Annotated in this window: 13 protein-coding genes; 7 read left to right on the top strand and 6 right to left on the bottom strand. The window is 69.9% G+C overall.

All coding sequences use genetic code 11. The annotated features are described in order from the left end of the window. The first annotated feature begins 135 nt into the window (after positions 1–135). From JEQ17_RS06595 to JEQ17_RS06585, 3 genes are all read left to right on the top strand, one after another. Complete coding sequence (locus JEQ17_RS06595) at positions 136–381, top strand: hypothetical protein (RefSeq protein ID WP_143634966.1); 246 nt, start codon at positions 136–138, stop codon at positions 379–381. Positions 382–384: 3 nt separating this feature from the next. Continuing rightward, entirely contained in the window at positions 385–762 is a 378-nt protein-coding gene (locus JEQ17_RS06590) for a toxin Doc (RefSeq protein WP_200394322.1), read from the top strand. Positions 763–1,343: 581 nt separating this feature from the next. Beyond that, on the top strand, positions 1,344–3,215 hold the full coding sequence (locus tag JEQ17_RS06585) for an RICIN domain-containing protein (RefSeq protein WP_200394321.1): 1,872 nt from the start codon (positions 1,344–1,346) through the stop codon (positions 3,213–3,215). Between the two features lie 87 nt (positions 3,216–3,302). Here the strand turns inward: JEQ17_RS06585 and JEQ17_RS06580 are convergent, their stop codons facing one another. From JEQ17_RS06580 to JEQ17_RS06560, 5 genes are all read right to left on the bottom strand, one after another. After that, on the bottom strand, positions 3,303–4,331 hold the full coding sequence (locus JEQ17_RS06580; RefSeq protein ID WP_200394320.1) for a 2-hydroxyacid dehydrogenase: 1,029 nt from the start codon (positions 4,329–4,331) through the stop codon (positions 3,303–3,305). Beyond that, a complete protein-coding gene (locus JEQ17_RS06575; protein WP_200394319.1) occupies positions 4,328–5,497 on the bottom strand; it encodes a lactate 2-monooxygenase in 1,170 nt (389 codons plus the stop codon). Before JEQ17_RS06575 ends, JEQ17_RS06580 begins: the two co-directional genes overlap by 4 nt. 187 nt (positions 5,498–5,684) lie before the next feature. Further along, complete coding sequence (locus JEQ17_RS06570; protein ID WP_200394318.1) at positions 5,685–6,683, bottom strand: hypothetical protein; 999 nt, start codon at positions 6,681–6,683, stop codon at positions 5,685–5,687. Between the two features lie 99 nt (positions 6,684–6,782). Further along, entirely contained in the window at positions 6,783–8,366 is a 1,584-nt protein-coding gene (locus JEQ17_RS06565) for a purine-cytosine permease family protein (protein WP_200394317.1), read from the bottom strand. Positions 8,367–8,798: 432 nt separating this feature from the next. Then, positions 8,799–9,371 carry a hypothetical protein gene (locus JEQ17_RS06560; protein ID WP_200394316.1) on the bottom strand — a complete coding sequence of 191 codons (573 nt, stop codon included), beginning with the start codon at positions 9,369–9,371 and terminating at the stop codon, positions 8,799–8,801. A gap of 307 nt (positions 9,372–9,678) precedes the next feature. Between JEQ17_RS06560 and JEQ17_RS06555 the strand changes: the two genes are divergently transcribed. After that, the gene (locus tag JEQ17_RS06555; RefSeq protein ID WP_200394315.1) at positions 9,679–10,110 is read left to right on the top strand and encodes a protease inhibitor; all 432 of its coding nucleotides are present in this window, start codon (positions 9,679–9,681) and stop codon (positions 10,108–10,110) included. Between the two features lie 148 nt (positions 10,111–10,258). On the opposite strand, the gene JEQ17_RS06550 is transcribed toward JEQ17_RS06555, so the two are convergent. Continuing rightward, a complete protein-coding gene (locus JEQ17_RS06550) occupies positions 10,259–10,450 on the bottom strand; it encodes a hypothetical protein (RefSeq protein ID WP_200394314.1) in 192 nt (63 codons plus the stop codon). Between the two features lie 173 nt (positions 10,451–10,623). Here JEQ17_RS06550 and JEQ17_RS06545 point away from each other — a divergent pair, with 173 nt between their 5' ends. The 3 genes from JEQ17_RS06545 (at position 10,624) to JEQ17_RS06535 (ending at position 13,346) form a co-directional block, all read left to right on the top strand. Then, the gene (locus tag JEQ17_RS06545) at positions 10,624–11,340 is read left to right on the top strand and encodes a MerR family transcriptional regulator (RefSeq protein ID WP_200394313.1); all 717 of its coding nucleotides are present in this window, start codon (positions 10,624–10,626) and stop codon (positions 11,338–11,340) included. A gap of 267 nt (positions 11,341–11,607) precedes the next feature. After that, positions 11,608–12,462, top strand: a complete 855-nt coding sequence (locus tag JEQ17_RS06540; protein ID WP_200401342.1) for an ABC transporter permease — start codon at positions 11,608–11,610, stop codon at positions 12,460–12,462. Then, positions 12,459–13,346, top strand: a complete 888-nt coding sequence (locus tag JEQ17_RS06535) for a carbohydrate ABC transporter permease (RefSeq protein WP_200394312.1) — start codon at positions 12,459–12,461, stop codon at positions 13,344–13,346. The genes JEQ17_RS06540 and JEQ17_RS06535 overlap by 4 nt, the downstream gene beginning before the upstream one ends. The last annotated feature ends 69 nt before the right edge of the window (positions 13,347–13,415 follow it).

Here is a 13,415-nt window from a genome sequence, read left to right as displayed (position 1 = left end):
CGACGGGTGGGATGTGACGCAGGTCTCAGAGGGTGTGCGCCGGAGCGTTTCGGGCCGTGCTCGCTCGGTACCGATGTGTATGCCACTTGACCTGCATGTATTTACGAGTAAGTACCCGCGCGGTACCGTGAGGGCATGCCTGCTCTCAACGTGGAATTCAGCGAGCGCGAGCTCGAGGATCTGCGGCAGATCGCCAAGGAGCGCGGTACGTCGATGAAGGCCCTGGTTCGTGAGGCGGCCGCGGCCGACATCGTGCGGCACCGGGCGCTGCAGGAAGGCGCGGACGTCTTCCGCCGGTTCTTCGCGGCGCACGCGGACGAGTTCGCCGCGGCCTTCCCCGACGACGAACCACCCACCAGGGGCGAGGGGCGGGCCGCCTGACTCATGGCACCCGTCATCCACATCGACGTGCCCTGGCTGCTCCAGCGCCATGAAGAGGTGCTGCCCGACCAGCCGACCGTCAACGACTTCTCGGTGCTCGTGGCCGCCGTGGCCCGGCACAGAGTGGACCCGCCCCGGCTCGGGGTGGACTCGGACCCGGCCTGGCGCGCCGCCGCGCTGCTGCACACCCTGGCCCTGCTGAAGCCGCTGCCGACCGCCAACGCCCGTTTCGCCTGCGCGACGGCGGTCTCGTACATGTTCGTGAGCGGCGTCGGCATCGATCCGCCGTACGGCGCCCTCGTGGACCTCGCCCGCGACCTGATCTCCGGCAAGGTCGATGTCTTCGCGGCGGCCGACCGTCTGCGGTCCTGGCAGATCTGACGTCGGCGTTCCCGACGGACCCGGGGCGTGGACCCCGGACGTGACGACCCGCCCTCGGGGCCGCCGACCGAGGGCGGGAGGATCGGGGTCGGCGGCCCGTTTCGCGCGGGAGAGCCGCCGTCCCGTGCGGGGCCTTCGAGAAGGGCCGCTACCAGTGGACTACGCCCTGTCGCGCGCGGGGAGCGTGCGAGAGGCGCCGGCGTGGGCGCGCGCTTCACACGGGGCGCATGGCAACGATTGCCATTTCGAAATGCGGTGCGGTCGAGGCGAGTTGCCCCAGGTGCGACTGACTTTCCTTCAATGCGCGGATGTTGCTGAAGTAGCTCAAGTGCCTTGTTGGGTGTGAGAGTTTTGTGCAAGGGTGAACTTCCTCGTACATGTCCAATGGTCAGGTCTGATTCGCTGCTCGGGATTTCATCGTGCCGGCGGGCTCAAAAGGCTCGCGGCCGACGGACGTCGAGTGGTCGACATCCCGGCCGTTTTCCGCGCGTCAAGCCAAAAAGGTATGCACCAACCAGGAGCTCCTTTTCGGCGGTCACATCTTCTGTGTGCCACCTTGTGCCTTGGAAGGAAACCGCTCAGTGCACACCCCCCACCCGCCTCGTCCTCCGTATCCGCCGGGCTCCGGCGCCGCTCCAGGGGAATCCGACGAGAGCCTCGCCGCCCTCCTCAGAGCGCAGCCGGAGGGCGAGCTGACCCACTCCGTGGCGCTGCTGCTCGCACGACACTGGCAGCCGACCCACGACTACGCGGTCATCTGCCTCGCTTCCTCGGCGAACGTCGCCTCCATGGTCACCGCGGCCGCGTTCCAACAGGTGCTGGAACGCCTGCGGCGCGCCGGGTCCGCCGTCGCCCTGCGTCCCCAGCTCCTGGTGGCCGTGCGGGACATCATCAAGGCATGGTCCGCGGAGGACCGGATATCCGCCGTGCTGCCGGATCTCCGGAAACCCGCCGGGGGTCGCGGTATGCGCGCGACGAAGTCCATGACGCCGGAAAATCGCAAGCTCGCCGAGCGTTCTTTCCAGTCACTCCCGGGACTCGCCCAGTGCGTGCTCTGGCACACCGAGGTCGAGGCCGAGCCCATATCCGTACCGGCCGGTCTGCTGGGTATGGATACCGACACCGCGTCGGCGGCTCTGGAGCAGGCCCGGGAGAAATTCCGGGAGGGCTGTGTTCGGGCCCACCGTGAACTCGCGCCGAACAAAGACTGCCGCCACTACAACCGTCTCCTGGACGTTCCGATTCGGCGCGGCGGCGCGCTGCTCCCCGATGTGCAGCAGCATCTCCTGGAGTGCCGCTTCTGCCGTTACGCGGCCGAGCAACTCAGTCATTTCGAGGGCGGGTTGGGCGGACTGCTCGCCGAGTCGGTGCTCGGCTGGGGCGCCCGCCGCTATCTCGAGTCGCGGCCCAGCCGCGGTCACTCGGGTGCCCGTCCGGGCCGCAACAGCGGCAGACGCCCGGGTGGCGGCGACCGCCCCCGTCTGCTGGCCCAGCTCTCGCCCAGGCCGTCCCGGCAGGGGCGCCACTCCTCGCCGGGCTCCCGGCACTCGAAGGCGCTCCTCACCGGAGCGGGCCTGGTCTCGGTGGCCCTGCTCGCCTCCGTCCTCGTAGCCAGCCTGTGGTCGTCGGACGACGGCGACGCGGATCCCTCGGCCTCCGCCGGCGCGTCCAGCAGCATCGTCCCGGGCGCCGGCGGACAGACCCCGCCCGCCAGGTCCTCGTCCCCGCCCAACTCGGCGGGCCTGCCCACGCCCCCCGGACAGACCCGGCTGCGCAACCTCGCCGCGGACCTCTGCCTCGACATCAAGGACGGCAGGGCCAAGTCGGGCGTGGGCACCAAACTGGAGACGTGCTCCGCGGCCAGGACACAGCAGTGGTCGTACGAGGAGGACGGACTCCTGCGCAGCGTCGCCGACCCCGAGTTGTGCCTGGACTCCCACGTGGACGCCGGCGTGGTCGTCCTGGGCCGCTGCGTCCCCGCGTCCGCCAAGCGGGGCGACGACGTGCGGTACGACCTCACCGTCCAGGGCGAGTTGCTGCCCCGCTGGCAGGAGGGGCTCGCTGTCGCGCCCTCCTCCAACGACCCGGACGCGGAGGTCGTGGTGAAGATCCGCGACAGGTCGGACGAACAGCGCTGGCTGACCGACGCCACGACGGCCAGCCCCGAGTCGCTGTCGATCGCCGGAACGGGCGGGCCGTCGTCCGGCAGGCCGGATGCCGACCCGACGTCCGCCGAATCGGACTCCGGCTCCGGCTCCGACTCGGACTGTGCCGAGTCCCCCTGCGAGGTGGAGCCGTCGGCCGCGGAGAAGGACGCGGAGCCCGAGCCGACCACCACCGTGTCCGGGCCCTACGCGGAGCGCCGCGCCATCACCGTCGACGACTCCGCCCCGCGGCCCGTCGCGCCGGTGCCGCTTCTGCTGACGCGGACGGTCTCGAACCTCGGTCTCTGACCCGGTCCTGCTGAGTCCCGGCCCTGCCTCAAGCAGGTCCTGCTTCAGCCAGGTCCTGCCTCAATCGGGTTCTGCTCCGACCGGGTGCTAGGAGACGACGTCCCGGGGTGGTTCGCCCGCCAGGAACCCGGTGACGTTCTGGACGGCGGCCAGCGCGATCCGTACGAGGGTCTCGCGGGTGACGCCCGCGACGTGCGGCGAGAGCACCACGTTCGGGGCCTTGAGCAGCCGCAGGGCCGGTGTGGGAGGTTCGGGGTCGAAGACGTCGATGCCCGCCCCGGCCAGGGCACCCGACTCCAGCGCGTCCGCGAGGGCGTCCTGGTCGATCAGCGCGCCCCGCGCGGTGTTGACGACGAACGCGGTCGGCCTGAGCAGCGCGAGCCTGTCGGCGTCGAGGAGATGCCGGGTCGTGTCGTTGAGCGGCGCGTGCAGCGTGACGTAGTCCGACGCGCGCAGCAGCTCGTCGAGGCCGACGTGGCGGGCGCCGCCGAGCCGTGCCTCGGTCTCCGGTCCTACGGAACGCGGTCCGGCGTACAGGACGGTCATGTCGAAGGCGACCGCGCGGCGGGCGACCTCCTGGCCGATGTGGCCGAGTCCGATCACCCCGAGGGTCTTGCCGGACAGTTCGGTGATGGACCGCTGGAGCCGCGGCAGCGCCCAGTCGGCGTCGACGAGCGCGGTGTGCGCGGGGATCAGCTGCTTGGCGAGGGCGAGCATCAGGGCGAAGGTCTGCTCGGCGACGTTCTGCTTCTCGGCGCCGCTGGAGCCGATGGTGCACACGGGGATGTTCCGCGCGCGGGCCGCTTCGAGGTCCACGTAGTCGAAGCCGTGGCTGGCGCACTGGATCAGCTCCAACTCCGGTGCGGCGGCCAGGTGCCGGGCGGTGACGGGGGCGAGCCCGGTGATGACGACGTGCGCCTCGCGCAGCGCGGCCGGGTCCTCGTCGGCCGACTCGACGACGGTGACACGGGCCTCCTTCGGGAACAACGTGGCGAGTCCGGCTCCACCTGAACGGCCGCCCACGTGCGGCGAGATGACGGCCAGGACGTTCTTTCCAGCGGCGGGAGCAGAGTCGGGGACAGAGGTGGGGACAGAGGTGGGGGAGTCGCCGGTCATGCGGTCTCCTCTTCGAGGTCGTCGGCGCTCAGCGTCGCCGGGCCCGCGTGACCGGACAGTGCGAGGGTGAGGTCGAGTTCGGCGAGCAGACAGCGGATGACGTGCTCCACCCCCGCCTGGCCGTCGAGGCCGAGCCCATACGCGTACGGACGTCCGACGAGTACCGCCTCGGCGCCCAGTGCGAGTGCCTTGAAGATGTCGTCGCCCGTGCGGATCCCGCCGTCGAAGAGGACGGTCAGCCGGTCACCGGCCGCCTCGACCACCCGGGGCAGCGCGTCGGCGGCGCCGACGGAGCCGGCCACCTGGCGGCCGCCGTGGTTGGAGACGACCACCCCGTCCATCCCGGCGGTGACGGCCCGGCGGGCGTCGTCCGGGTGCAGGATGCCCTTGAGGACGATGGGGCCGTCCCAGTTCTCGCGCAGGAACTCCAGATCGGGCCAGGTCTTCGCGGGATCGGCGAACATCCCGACGAAGTGCATGACCGCCGCGTTCGGATCCTCGTCCACCGGCTTGGCCAGACCCGCCTGGAACGCCGGGTCGGAGAAGTAGTTGGCCGTGCCGATCCCGTGCAGGAACGGCAGATACGCCAGGTCCAGGTCGCGCGGCCGCCAGGCGAGCAACGGCGTGTCCAGTGTGACGAACAGCGTCGTGAATCCGGCCGCCTTCGCCCGGTTCAGGAAGCTCTTCGTGACCTCGCGGTCCTTCGCCCAGTACAGCTGGAACCAGCGCTCGGCGTCACCCATCGCCTCCGCGACCTGCTCCATCGGGGTGCTGGACGCCGACGACAGGATGTACGGCACACCCTGCGCCGCGGCGGCCCGGGCGGCGGCCGACTCGGCCTCCGGGTGCATGATCGACAGGACGCCGACCGGCGCGAGGGCGAGGGGAGCGGGCAGCGGGCGGCCCAGCACCTCGACGGACAGATCACGTTCGTGCACATCGCGCAGCATGCGGGGCACGATCCGGCGGCGTTCGAGCGCGGCCCGGTTCGCCCGTGCCGTACTGCCGTTGCCCGCGCTGCCCGCCACATAGCCGACCGGACCGGGTTCGAGCCGCTGCTCGGCCAGCTCCTCCAGCCGGGTCAGATCGGTGGGCAGCCGGGGCACCGCGCCCGTCATGCCGTTCAGATAGATCTCGTACTGGAAGTCCGCCCAGTGCTTCGTCATCCGTACGTCCCGCCTCTCGCCCTTGGTCCCGCCGTCGAGACCGTGCCGTTCGCGCTGGAGACCGTGCCCCGTTCCCGCCGGACACCTCGCTGTTCCTGCGACGATCCTGACGAGCGGGACAAGATCCGTCCACCGTCGACGCGAAGATCGCCGGGCCTGCCGGGTTCAGCGGGTGAACGAGCCGGTCTCAGTTCGTGAACGACACGCGTACGGCGACCAGTTCACCGGCCGGGCCGAGCTCCGCCGACACGGGGAACCAGCCGTCGCCCTGGCCGGTCATCGTGCAGAGCACACGCGCGCCGCCGACCTCGACGGTTCCGGACTCGACCGCGGAGGCCCGGACCTCGCGCATGACCTGCCAGTGGTGGGAGTGCGGGCGGAAGTCCACCATCAGCCGCCGCCCCGGGTCGGCGTCCTTCCAGTCGAAGAGAGCACTGGCCCGGCGCATCGCCTCCGGCAAGGTCAGTCCGGTCCAGCCCCTGACGCCGTCCTCGCCGGGCTCACCGAGCGCGGGAGCCGCGAACTCGGCTGCGGCCTCCTCCTCGGCGGCGCCCCAGAACGCGACATCGGCCAGCCCGTCCACGGGCTCGTCGTGCTGCCAGGCGTTCAGCGCGTCGGCGTCCCCGAATAGCAGTCGGGCCCAGTCGACCCGGATGTCACCGAGTTCCACGCGCTTGGCGGCGGGGGCCGCGTCCACCGGGATCACGATGCCGGCGTCGGACGCCAGCACCGGAAGGGCCCGGTCGCGGGGCAGACCGCCGAGCGCCACGACCGGCACCCCGTGCATCAGGAAGCAGCCGCCGCCCCGCGCCGCGCACCGCCGGACCCGCTCCCGGTGCGGCACCCGCTCGCAGGCCTCCAGCCGGGCGTCGAAGCCGTGCTCCCGGCAGTGAGCGTCGAAGAGTTCACGCATCCGCGCGACTCCGGACGCCGGGATGTCGTGGAGCATGCGGCCGGGCTGCCGGTCGAAGGAGTGGGCCGCGGTGTCGGCGTCGGGGCCGGTGATCGTGAAGTCGGTCGCTGCGCTCACATCGGCGGCTACCTCCGGATCCTGGACGCCGAACGCACCCGGGTCCACCTCCGCCGGTGACTGCTCCCCGCTCCACATGCCCAGGTGGCCACCGTCGAGGACCACCAACTCACCGGACGGACACGTGATCGCGCCCAGCTCGTAGATCTCTTCCATGGCGCGGCAGTCTACGAAGGCACCGCACCCGGACGGCCCCGCGCCGAGCCGGCTGTCCGGTTTTCGCCCTCCGAAGTGCTCAGAAGCCGTCAGAAGTCGTCACGGGCCCTCGGTGGCCAGTACCGGTCGCTTCTCGGTGGCCCCGCTGCCCGGTCCGGTGATCGGTGGTACCGGTACATCGACGGTACGCACCAGGCGGGCGCCCTCCGGTCCGTACGCCGCCCGCGGTTCGGGGAAGAACCACAGCAGCGACAGGAACAGCACGGCGGAGACCGCCAGGGAGATCGGCAGGCCGATGTCGACCCCGCCGGCCAGGTCACCGAGCGGGCCCACGAACTGGCCGGGGATGTTCGTGAAGAGGACGCCGATGACGGCGGAGACCCACCAGGCGGTCATCCCGCGCCAGTTCCAGCCGTGCGCGAACCAGTAACGGCCGCCCCGCTGGCGCCGGTTGAAGACCTGGAGCGCGTCGGGGTCGTACCAGCCGCGCCGGGTGAAGAAGCCCAGCATCATCACGACCATCCACGGCGTCGTACACGTGATGATCATCGTGGCGAACGTCGAGATGCTCTGTACGAGGTCGAAGCCGAAGCGCCCGACGAAGATGAACGCGATGGACAGCACGCCCACCAGCACCGTCGCCTGCACCCGGGACAGCCGGGGGAACACGGAGGAGAAGTCGAGCCCGGTCCCGTACAGCGCGGTCGTGCCCGTCGCCATGCCGCCGATCAGCGCGAGCAGACACACCGGCAGGAAGAACCAGCTCGGCGAGATGGCCAGCAGCCCGCCCACGAAGTTCGGGGCCGCGGGGTCGACGTATTCCGGTGCCTTCGCCGCGATGATGCTCGCGGTTCCGAGGCCGAAAACGAACGGCAGCAGGGTCGCGATCTGCGACAGGAACGCGGCGCCGATCACCCTGCGGCGCGGAGTGCTCGCCGGGATGTAGCGCGACCAGTCGCCGAGGAAGGCCCCGAAGGACACCGGGTTCGACAGCACGATCAGCGCGGAGCCGATGAACGACGGCCAGAACAGATCCTGTGTCGCCGCGTCGGCCGACGCCGTGAAGATCCCCGCGTACGAGGCGTCGAAGTCCCCGGCGAACGCCACCGCGCCGAGCAGGAACAGCAGGGTCGCCGAGGTCACCGCGACCTTGTTGACGAACAGCATGAAACGGAACCCGTACACGCACACCGCGAGCACCAGAACGGCGAACAGCGCGTACGCGACGACGTACGACAGGTCGCTGCGGCTCAGGCCGAAGAGCCGGTGCGCACCGCCGACCAGGGCGTCGCCCGAGCTCCACACCGAGATGGAGAAGAACGCGACCGCGGTGAGCAGGGAAAGGAACGAACCGACGACCCGGCCGTGCACACCCAGGTGGGCGGAGGAGGAGACGGCGTTGTTCGTGCCGTTGACCGGCCCGAAGACCGCCATCGGACACAGGATCAGCGCACCCGCGAGCACTCCGAGGAGCGTGGCCGCGAGCCCCTGCCAGAAGGAGAGGCCGAAGAGGATCGGGAAGGCGCCGAGTACGCACGTGGAGAAGGTGTTGGCCCCGCCGAAGGCGAGCCGGAAGAGGTCGAGCGGGCTCGCGGAGCGGTCCGCGTCGGGGATCCGCTCGACGCCGTAGGGCTCGACCTCGGTGAGCGACGGCGGCTGCGTGGCGGGGGAGTTCTGGGACAAGGAGGGGCTCCAGCGAAGGACCGGCACCCCGAGGGGCGGCAGGGCGGGGAGCGCGCGGTGACGCGGTTGGCCGGACGGCGTGTCGCTGTCGCTGGGGTGCGCGGAGCGCGGGGAAGCCGTCCCTTGGTGCGGTGATCTGCCGAAGCTAAGGGCTGGGCCGAGCACCACACCAGTGGACGAACCATCCATCTTTGCTGCTGCCGATGGGCGAATGTGTCATCGGCTCCTGTCGGTTGCCGGTGGACGAACCGCACGGTCTCGCGGTCGGCCCTGTCCTTCAGGTGAGCGTTGTCATCCGCCGTGGCTCACGGGCGCGAGGGCCGCGAGTCCGCAGACGAGCAGCGCGAGCACGGTCAGCCGTGCCCGGATGCTGTTGACCACATTGCGCATGAAGTCCTCCCGTTGACGTCGTTTCCCGGATCGGCTCGGGTGTCAGCCGTCGGTCGGAGTGTCCTCGGGGCCCGCGTCGTCGGCAATGGGTCCCGGGGCGTCGGGCCCCTGCGCGCGGACCCGCTGGACGTGTTCCAGGGAGTCCCGCAACTCCGTGAGCCAGTCGTCCGAGTGGCGCTCCACGAGGCGGACGCACCAGGCGAGCGCGTCGCTGCGGCTGCGGGCGACCCCGGCGGCGATCAGGGTGTCGAGGACCTGCCGCTGGGGCTGCCGCAGGCGGGTCATCACGGGGGCCGCGACATGCGTGAACAGGGCTCGCTCGCCGCCGCACTCCACACCCCACGAGACCTTCTTGCCGAAACGGTGCTCGGCCTCGCGGGCCACGGCGACCCGGGCGTCACGGGTGCGCTCGCGGAACTCCTGGATCCGGGAGGCGACCGCCGCCTCCCGTTCGGCGTCCGAGGCACTCTCGGCGAGCCGGGGTTCGGGGATGCGGCCGACGACGGTGATCTCCTCACGGTCGACCGTGACCTCGCCGAGGCTCTCGAAGAGGTCGTCGGGCAGACGGCCGGCGAACCAGCCGCGCAATTTCTCGTGCTGTTCGGCTGTAATCATGTAATGACGATTACTCGCCTGCCGCGCAGACGCAAGGGGTCGGGACTCAGCTGGAAGCGGAATGTTTCAGGCCTATTGCTGAGCAGTACATATCCGGCCAGCGTGTCCACTCGGTGACGCAGGGTCCGCTCAACTCCGGGGTCGGCGTGTTCGAATTCCGTAACTTCGCGCCACTGATTCAATACGCAAGGTTACTGAAACGCGTGGGGTCGACGTGTGTTTCCGTCGCGGACTCGGCAGACTCGCGCTCGCCGCACCGGCACTCGACCGAGCCGGCGGCAACCAACCGAGCGGAAGGATGCACACAATGCCGAACACCGCGCGCTGGGCAGCGACGATCACGCTGACGGCCACCGCCGTATGCGGACCCCTCACCGGGACCGCGCTCGCCGCCACCCCCTCGCCGAACTCCCTCTACGCCCCCTCCTCCCTGGTGCTCACGATGGGCCACGGCGAGATCAAGGCCGACGCCGCCCCCGAACGCGCGGTCACCCTGACCTGTGCGCCGACCGCCTCGGGGACCCACCCGGCCGCGGCGTCGGCCTGCGCCGAACTCCGGGCGTCCGGAGGGGACTTCAACGCCCTGCCAGGAAGAACCGAAGCCATGTGCACCCGCGAATACGATCCCGTCGTCGTCACGGTCGACGGCGTGTGGCAGGGCAAGCGGGTGTCCTATGAACGCACCTTCTCCAACGAGTGCGTGAAGAACGCCCACGGGGCGGCCGTCTTCACGTTCTAAAGGGACCGGGGTCGCGCGGTTCGCCGATGTGCGTCGACGGAGGCCCGCGGATGCGGATGGGGAGTGCGGGTCCCCTCGCGGAGTGCCGTGCGATCTCGCAACAGGGGCCGGCGGAGACGGAGTGGGGCCGTCTCCGCCGGCCCCGGCGTCATGCCGAAGCGGTGATGCTCCAGGAACCGACCTCGCGGTACTCGGAGTCGGAGACAGCCGCCCCGTCGCCCGGCTTCAGCTCGTAGTGCTGGAGATTGCCTCCCCAGTAGCGCAGGATCCGCCCCAGCTCCCGCGCGGCGTTCCCCTCCCAGGCCGTGTCGCCCATGTCGACTTCGAGAACGAACTTCATGGCAGGGCTCTCCTCTTCCTGGTCCGGTCTTCCCGGTCTTGTTCCGGTGCGCTCTCCTTCAATCGTTTCATTGAAGTGCTTCTTGAGACTTGATCCGAGTTCGTGCCCGCTCAAGCCTCCGGCCTACTCTGTAACCCTCAAATCATGGTGAAGCGACAGGCTGAGGAGACAGGGTGGGCGACCGGCTGCGGGCCGTCGACCTCGCGCGCGAGGCGGGCATCTCGACCCAGCAGGTCCGCAACTACGTGGAGACGGGCATCCTGCCGCCCGTCGAGCGCACGGGCAGCGGCTACCGGTTGTTCACGACCGCACATGCCGAAGCGCTCAGGACCGGCCGCGCGCTGGCAGTCGGACACGGCTGGCCGACGACCGGCGCGATCATGCGTGCCGTGCACGGCGGCGACCTGGAGACCGCGCTCGCCGTACTCGACGAGAGCCACGCCGAGCTCCACCGCGAGCGCACCGAACTCGCCGAGGCCATCAGGGCTCTGGACACGCTGATCACCCACGAGACCGAGCCGCCGGACCGGGACCGTGGCGGGATGCGCATCGGTGAGGTGGCCGACGCCATCGGAGTGCAGACACCCGTACTGCGCCTGTGGGAGACACGCGGCCTGCTGCGGCCGACACGGGAGAAGGCCACCGGATACCGTCGCTACTCCGCTTCGGAAGCGCGACTGGCCCAGATCGTGGCGCTGCTGAGGCGCGGTCACCACCCCTTCTCCACCATCGAGTCGGTCCTGGCCGAACTGCGCACCACCGGCAGTCCCGAGCGCGTGCGGGCCGAACTGGCGGGCAGGGAGCGCGAGTTGCATCTGCGGAGCCGGAGCCGACTGGAGGGCTCGGCGGCTCTCCACGCGTACCTCCAGGGACTCGCGAAAACGTTTTAAGCGATCCCCGCAGGTCGGCAGACCTCCCGCACCGAGGCCAACCACCGCTCTGTGTCAGAAGTGTTGACCTCGTTCTGGAAACGTTTTAATTTCCCCTCACCCAACAGCCAGAGGCGAGGAGGTTCCGTGGCCGCGGTGGTGCGGGAGCGTGCAGGTACGGAGGCGGTGACCCCATCCAGCCGCCGTCCGACCGGTGCGTTCAGGAAGAGAAAAGGTTTCCAGAGCCGCGGGAGCGGGAGTCGGAGAAACCGGGCGCTGTTCCTGCTGATGCTCCCCGGGCTCGGCTACTTCCTGCTGTTCCACTACGGCGCCCTGGCCGGCAACGTCATCGCGTTCAAGGACTACGTGCCCTTCGACGGCATCTGGGGCAGTCCATGGGTGGGCCTCGGCAACTTCCAACGGATGTTCCAGGACGCCGAGTTCTGGGACGCGGTCCTCAACACCCTCTGGATCGCGGTCCTCCAGATCGTCTTCTACTTCCCCGTACCGCTCGCCCTCGCCCTGCTCCTGCACACCCTGACCTGGACCACCGTCCGCCGCTTCGTGCAGTCGGTGGCGTATCTGCCGCACTTCATCTCATGGGTGATCGTGGTCGCCCTGTTCCAGCAGGTCCTCGGCGACACGGGGCTGGTGAACAGCTACCTCGGCGACGCCGGCCTGAGCACCGTCGACATCATCGGCAACCCGGACGCCTTCAGACCGCTCACCGTCGCCCAGGTGATCTGGAAGGACGCCGGCTGGGGCACGATCATCTTCCTCGCCGCGCTCTCCCAGGTCGACGAGCAGCAGTACGAGGCCGCCGCCATCGACGGTGCCGGACCCTGGCGGCGCTTCTGGCACGTCACCCTGCCCGCCATCCGGCCGGTGATCGTGCTGCTGCTCATCATGCGGCTCGGCGACATCCTCTCCGTCGGGTTCGAGCAGATGCTGCTCCAGCGCGACGCGGTCGGCCCCGAGACCGCCGAGATCATCGACACCTTCGTCTACTACCAGGGCATGGTCGGCGGCGACTACGGATTCGCGGCCGCCGCGGGCCTGTTCAAGGGCGTGATCGGCGCCCTGCTCGTGTACGCGGCCAACAAGGTCGCCCATCGCCTCGGCGAACAGGGGGTCTACAAGTGAGCGCCCATGCCCGTCCGGCCTGGATGGAGAAGCCCAGGCCCCTGACCCAGGCGGCGAAGGCCGTCGCGCTCGTGGCCGTCGTCCTCCTGGTCTGTGTGCCGTTCCTGGTGATCCTCTCGACCTCGCTCGCCTCGCCCGAGGAGGTCGTCGACAACGGCGGCTGGGTGCTGTGGCCCACCGAGCCGACCGTCCAGGCGTACCGCGACATCCTCGACGGCGGCATCGTCACCCACGCCCTCGGCGTCAGCGCGGGCGTGACCGCCGTCGGCACCCTGCTCAGCCTCTTCTGCACGGTCACGCTCGCCTACGCCCTGTCGCGCCCCGGTGTCTTCGGCGGCCGGCCCGTGCTGCTCCTGGTCCTGTTCACGTTCCTCTTCCCGCCCGGCATGATCCCCAGCTTCCTGCTGGTCAAGGAGCTGGGCCTGCTGGACTCGTACGGGTCGCTGATCTTCCCCGTACTGATCAACGTGTTCAACCTCGTGGTGCTGCGCGGCTTCTTCCAGTCGATACCCGACGAGTTGTACGAGGCCGCGCGGCTGGACGGGGCGGGGGACTGGCGGGTGCTGTGGTCCGTCGTGCTGCCGCTGTCCAAGGCCGCGCTCGCCGTCGTCGGTCTCTTCTACGCGGTGGCGTACTGGAACTCCTGGTTCTACGCCTCGCTGTATCTGGAGAGCGACCACTGGCCGCTTCAGCAGGTGCTGCGCACGTATGTGGTTGCCGGGTCGGGGCTCACGGACGCCGCGACCAGTGAGGGCACCGTCAATGCTCCGCAGACCGTGCAGATGGCTGTGCTGGTGATCGCCACGGTGCCGATTCTTCTGGTCTATCCGTTCCTGCAGAAGTACTTCACCAAGGGTGTGCTCACCGGGGCCATCAAGAGTTGAGCGCCTTGCTTGTGCGGCGCTCCGGATGCCGTATCTCGGCTGCCGGCCCGTGGGGGCTGGTCGCGCAGT

Source organism: Streptomyces liliifuscus (assembly GCF_016598615.1).
Classification (GTDB): Bacteria; Actinomycetota; Actinomycetes; order Streptomycetales; family Streptomycetaceae; genus Streptomyces; species Streptomyces liliifuscus.
Note: the sequence above shows the minus strand (reverse complement) of the source record. Positions and strands in the feature narration are given on the sequence as shown.

Coding starts and splice junctions, on each gene's coding strand:
- JEQ17_RS06595 (WP_143634966.1), top strand. CDS start 136: ATGCCTGCTCTCAACGTGGAATTCAGCGAGCGCGAGCTCGAGGATCTG.
- JEQ17_RS06590 (WP_200394322.1), top strand. CDS start 385: ATGGCACCCGTCATCCACATCGACGTGCCCTGGCTGCTCCAGCGCCAT.
- JEQ17_RS06580 (WP_200394320.1), bottom strand. CDS start 4,331: ATGACCGGCGACTCCCCCACCTCTGTCCCCACCTCTGTCCCCGACTCT.
- JEQ17_RS06575 (WP_200394319.1), bottom strand. CDS start 5,497: ATGACGAAGCACTGGGCGGACTTCCAGTACGAGATCTATCTGAACGGC.
- JEQ17_RS06570 (WP_200394318.1), bottom strand. CDS start 6,683: ATGGAAGAGATCTACGAGCTGGGCGCGATCACGTGTCCGTCCGGTGAG.
- JEQ17_RS06560 (WP_200394316.1), bottom strand. CDS start 9,371: ATGATTACAGCCGAACAGCACGAGAAATTGCGCGGCTGGTTCGCCGGC.
- JEQ17_RS06555 (WP_200394315.1), top strand. CDS start 9,679: ATGCCGAACACCGCGCGCTGGGCAGCGACGATCACGCTGACGGCCACC.
- JEQ17_RS06550 (WP_200394314.1), bottom strand. CDS start 10,450: ATGAAGTTCGTTCTCGAAGTCGACATGGGCGACACGGCCTGGGAGGGG.
- JEQ17_RS06540 (WP_200401342.1), top strand. CDS start 11,608: ATGCTCCCCGGGCTCGGCTACTTCCTGCTGTTCCACTACGGCGCCCTG.